This window comes from Streptomyces sp. 8L (assembly GCF_020176795.1).
GTDB lineage: Bacteria > Actinomycetota > Actinomycetes > Streptomycetales > Streptomycetaceae > Streptomyces.
In genome coordinates, this window is sequence record NZ_JAIUKE010000649.1 from 1 (window position 1) to 5144 (window position 5144).

The 5144-nt window shown below is 72.9% G+C and carries 4 protein-coding genes; 3 read left to right on the forward strand and 1 reads right to left on the reverse strand.

Annotated features, from left to right (window positions below; genetic code table 11):
• Nucleotides 1-744 (reverse strand): TetR/AcrR family transcriptional regulator C-terminal domain-containing protein (locus LCE31_RS36475; protein WP_308042379.1); only part of this gene is annotated, 744 nt, incomplete at its 3' end.
• A gap of 60 nt (nucleotides 745-804) precedes the next feature.
• Here LCE31_RS36475 and LCE31_RS36480 point away from each other — a divergent pair.
• The 3 genes from LCE31_RS36480 to LCE31_RS36490 all read left to right on the forward strand — a co-directional run bounded on the left by LCE31_RS36480 (nucleotide 805) and on the right by LCE31_RS36490 (nucleotide 4899).
• A complete protein-coding gene (locus LCE31_RS36480; RefSeq protein ID WP_225022234.1) occupies nucleotides 805-2256 on the forward strand; it encodes an FAD-dependent monooxygenase in 1452 nt (483 codons plus the stop codon).
• A gap of 223 nt (nucleotides 2257-2479) precedes the next feature.
• A complete protein-coding gene (locus tag LCE31_RS36485; protein ID WP_225022238.1) occupies nucleotides 2480-3700 on the forward strand; it encodes an amidohydrolase in 1221 nt (406 codons plus the stop codon).
• A gap of 137 nt (nucleotides 3701-3837) precedes the next feature.
• On the forward strand, nucleotides 3838-4899 hold the full coding sequence (locus LCE31_RS36490) for a BMP family lipoprotein (protein ID WP_225022236.1): 1062 nt from the start codon (nucleotides 3838-3840) through the stop codon (nucleotides 4897-4899).
• The last annotated feature ends 245 nt before the right edge of the window (nucleotides 4900-5144 follow it).

Here is a 5144-nt window from a genome sequence, read left to right on the forward strand (position 1 = left end):
GCCCGGCGGCGGACGGGCGCCGCGCGGCCGGCGGGTGGCCTGGACGGTGGCCGCCGTCGTTGCGCTGCCGGTCGCCGGCGGGCGCACCCACGCGGGGGGCGCGGGAGGCAGCAGTGTCGCCCCGATGCCCGCCACCACCGCCGCGAGGCCCGCCTCGAAGCCCTCGTCCTGGTGGGCGAAGAGCTCGTAGCCCGCCCGTGCCGCCAGCGGGTAGCGCGCCAGGCGCTCCGCGCGGGTCTCCAGGTCGACGGCGTCGCGGTCCGGTGCCGCCGCGAGGGACTGCTCCTCGATGACGAAGCCGATGGTGTAGTGGTAGGCCGTCACCCAGGCGCGGGCGGCGCGTCCCGGGGTGAAGCCCGCCGCGACGAGCCTGCCGAGCGCCGCCTCCATCCCGGCCGCGTACGCGGTGTCGGTGAAGCGGCTGCCGCTGTAGACCTTCGCGCCGTCCCGGTAGCGCAGCAGGTGCTCGCGCAGGGCGCCCATCAGCCGCGTCACCATCGCCCGCCAGTCCCGGGCGCCGGAGAGTTCCTCGTCCCAGGCGGCGCCGTACATGCGCCGCATCATCTCCGTCGCCATCTCGTCCAGCAGCGCCCGCTTGTCCTTGAAGTGCCAGTACAGCGCGGGGGCCTTGACGCCCAGCTCGGTGGCGATGGCGCGCAGCGTCAGCCCTTCGAGCCCCAGGTCGTTCAGCAGGTCGAGGGCGGTGCGGGCGACGAGCGCGCGGTCGAGTCGGGGAGCAGCCACGCTCCCAATCTATCCGTACCCGCTTGACAGCTTAACGGCGTTAAGCGCATGCTCCGAGACATGGAACTTAACGACGTTAAGGGCGCTGGCACGGCCCGCACGGTGGACGTACTCGTCGTGGGCGCCGGGCCGACCGGCCTCACCCTCGGCTGCGACCTGCGGCGGCGCGGCGTGTCCGTGCGGATCGTGGAGCGCGCGGACGGCCTGTTCCCCGGCTCCCGGGGCAAGGGCGTGCAGCCGCGCACGCTGGAGGTCCTCGACGACCTCGGCGTCGCCGGCCGGATGCTGGCGGCGGGCGGCACCGTCCCGGTCACCATGGTCTGGGAGGGCGGCGAACGGCAGGGCGAGCACCGCATGTTCGACGACGTGGAGCCGACCGGGTCCGAGCCGTACGCGATCCCCTGGATCGTGCCGCAGTGGCGCACGCAGGAGATCCTGTACGAGCGGCTCACCGCCCTCGGCGGCTCCGTCGGCTTCGGCACCGCGCTCACCGGCCTCACCGAGGACGCGGACGGCGTCACCGCGACCCTGAGCGGTCCTGGCGAAACCGGCGGAAGCGTGCGCGCCCGCTTTGTCGTCGCGGCCGACGGCGGCCGCAGTACGGTACGCGCGCTGCTCGGCGTCGGGATGCGCGGCGAGAGCGTGGACGACGCCCCGATGATCGTCGCGGACGTGCGCGTCGGCTCACTGGACCGCCGCAACTGGCACGTCTTCCGCGAGCCCGACGGCCGGTTCGCGGCCATCTGCCCGCTGCCGCACACCGACGCCTTCCAGCTCGCCGCGGGCTACGAGCCGGGTACCGTGCCCGACACCTCGCCCGCGGGCGTACGAGCCCTGATCGCCGAGCGCACCCACCTGGACGCTGACGACGTCACCGACGTGCTGTGGGCCTCCGACTTCCGGGTGCGGGCCGCGCTCGCCGACCGCTTCAGGGCCGGGCGCGTCTTCCTGGCGGGGGACGCCGCGCACATCCACTCGCCCGCGGGCGGGCAGGGCCTCAACACCGGCATCCAGGACGCGTACAACCTCGGCTGGAAGCTCGGCCAGGTCCTCCGCCACGGCGCGCCCGACGCGCTGCTCGACACCTACGAGCAGGAGCGCCGCCCGCTCGCCGCCGGGATGCTCGGGCTCTCGACCCGTATCCACCGCGGCGAGGAGCGCCGCGGCGCCGCCACCCGGCAGCTCGGACTGCACTACAGGGGCGGGCCGCTGTCATCGGGCGCGGCGGGCGCCCTGAGCGCCGGGGACCGCGCGCCCGACGGGCTCCTGCCCGACGGCACGACGCTCTTCGACGTCCTGCGCGGCCCGCACTTCACCCTGCTGCGCATGGGCACGGACGCCCCGCTCCCCGACGGCCTGCCGCCCGCCCTGCGGATCTTCGACCACTCGGCCGCGTACGCCCCCTACGGCAAGGGCCTCTTCCTGATCAGGCCCGACGGCTACGTCTGCTGGGCCGGCGAGGCCACCGGCGGCCTGGCCCCCTGGCTGGCGGCAGTGGGCCTCACCCAATGAGGGACGTACGCGGCGAGTGGCGGCGCGGTTGCGGGCGGTGGGCCCGAGCGGGCGGCGCGGAGGGGCGGTGGGCCCGAGCGGGCGGCGGCGCCTGGCTGTACCCACCTCGTGCGCCTGTTATGCGCCCGCCGCGCCGCACGGTTCGCTCCTGTGGCTGAAATTCTTCCGAACGGCGGGTAGGAGACCGGTGCGGGGGCCTACCCTTCGACAGGTGAACCAGACGATGCCGCACGAGTCCGACGCCGAGCTGCCGGGCGAAGCCGCACTTCCGGGCGGACTGCCCGAGGAGCTTCGCGCGGAGCTGATCGCCTTCCGCCGGGACCTGCACATGCACCCGGAGCTGGGACACCAGGAAGTGCGCACCACGGGCGCGATCGCAAAGCGGCTGGAAGAAGCCGGTCTCAGGCCGCGTGTCCTGTCGATGGGCACGGGCCTCGTCTGCGACATCGGCACCCCGGACCCCGCGCGCCCCATGCTCGCGCTGCGCGCCGACATCGACGCGCTGCCCATCCCCGACACCAAGACCGTCGAGTACCGCTCGACCGTGCCCGACCGGGCGCACGCCTGCGGGCACGACGTGCACACGGCGTCCGTGCTCGGTGCCGGGCTCGTCCTCGCCGACCTGCACCGCGCGGGCCTGCTGCCGGGCGCCGTACGGCTGATCTTCCAGCCGGCCGAGGAGGTCCTGCCCGGCGGCGCCCCCGAGGCCATGGAGTCCGGTGTCCTGGACGGCGTCGGCCGCATCCTCGCCGTGCACTGCGACCCGAAGGTCGACGCGGGCCGGATCGGCCTGCGGGCGGGCCCCATCACCTCCGCGTGCGACCGGCTGGAGATCGCCCTCGACGGCCCCGGCGGCCACACCGCGCGCCCGCACCTGACCACCGACCTGGTCACGGCCGCGGCGAAGGTCGCCACCGAGGTGCCCGCGCTGCTCGCCCGCCGCGTCGACGCCCGCTCCGGGCTCGCGGTGACCTGGGGCCGGATCACCTCGGGCCACGCGGCCAACGTGATCCCGCAGCACGCCGAGCTGTCCGGCACCGTGCGCTGCCTCGACCTCGCCGCCTGGCACGCGGCGCCCGACCTGGTGCACGCCGCCGTCGACGAGGTCGCCGCGCTGCACCACGCGAAGACCGAGGTCACCTATGTGCGGGGCGTCCCGCCCGTCGTCAACGACCCGGCCATGACCGAGCTGCTGCGCGCCGCGCACGCTCTGCGGCGTGGCGCCGACGCGGTCGAGGAGACCGAACAGAGCCTCGGCGGCGAGGACTTCTCCTGGTACCTGGAGGAAGTGCCGGGGGCGATGGCCCGCCTCGGTGTCCGGCCGCCGGGCGACGGCGCCCGCTACGACCTCCACCAGGGCGACTTCGACGTGGACGAGCGGGCGATCACGGTGGGCGTCGAACTCTTCACCGCCGCGGCGTTGATCGACGGCAACCGGTTGTAACCGGACCCGACACCTGCCGTTCGCGACGATCCGATAACGGCTTTTGTCAGGGCCTTTATCTGACATCTACGCGCGTTACGATCGCCGCGAAACCAGCGCCGGAAGAGGCGCTTCGGTCAGTTGAAGGGACCACCCTCTTGCGCCGGGTAACCAAAGTCGCCGCGTCGGGGATAGCCTCCGCCGCGCTCGCGCTGTCTCTCGCCGCCTGCGGCAGCACGTCGGAACAGAAGGCCCAGGACGACTCGTCGACCGGTTCCGCCAAGGCGGGCAGCGTCAAGGTCGGTGTCGCGTACGACGTCGGCGGCCGCGGTGACCACTCCTTCAACGACTCGGCGGCGCGTGGGATCGACAAGGCGAGGAAGCAGTTCGGCGGCTCGGTCAAGGAGCTGACCGCGAAGACGACGGACACCGAGGCCGACCGCCTCGACCGGCTCTCGCAGCTCGCGGAGGCCGGCTACAACCCGGTCGTCGGCATCGGCTACGCGTACGCCAACTCGATGAAGCAGGCCGCCGAGAAGTACCCGGACACGACCTTCGGCATCGTGGACTCCTCCGTCGCCGCGAAGAACGTCGACAGCATCGTCTTCACCGAGCAGGAGAGCTCCTACCTCGGCGGTGTGGCCGCCGCGCTGAAGACGAAGTCCGACCAGGTCGGCTTCATCGGCGGCGTGGACGTCCCGCTCATCAAGAAGTTCGAGGCCGGCTACACGCAGGGCGTGCACGACACCAACCCGAAGATCAAGGTGGACGTGCAGTACCTGTCGCACGGCTCCGACACCTCCGGCTTCGCCAGCCCCGACAAGGGCCAGGCGGCGGCGCAGGGCATGCTCGACAAGGGCGCGGACGTCATCTTCGCGGCGGCCGGCTCCTCCGGCTCCGGCTCGATCGAGGCCGTCCACGGCAAGAAGGGCGCCTGGGCGATCGGCGTCGACTCCGACCAGTACCAGCAGGCGTCGCTCGCGCAGTACAAGACGTCGATCCTGACCTCGGTCGTGAAGAACGTCGACGTCGGTGTCTACGACCTGGTCAAGTCGATCCACGACAAGAAGCCGCTGACCGGCACCAACACGTACTCCCTGGCCAAGGACGGCGTCTCGCTGACCACCAGCGGCGGCTACATCAGCGACATCCAGGCGAAGATCGACGCCGCCAAGCAGAAGATCGTCGACGGCAAGGTCAAGGTCAAGACGACCCCGTGAGCCGGGCCGTGGGTCCGTACCGGCTGTACGGTCCCGCGCCCGTCGCGGCCGATCACACCGCGGGCCCGGTGAAGGGCCTTCCACACCCCTTCACCCCCCCCGCGCCATGTCCGGCAGGTGCCCCCCGGATCTCCGGGCACCGGCCGCAGCGAAGTATCAACTCTACGCGCGTAGTGGGGAGTTGATGCCTGAGGGGACCCCCGGCCGTAGGCTGAGGGCCCGCCGAACACCCTCCCCACCCCTCC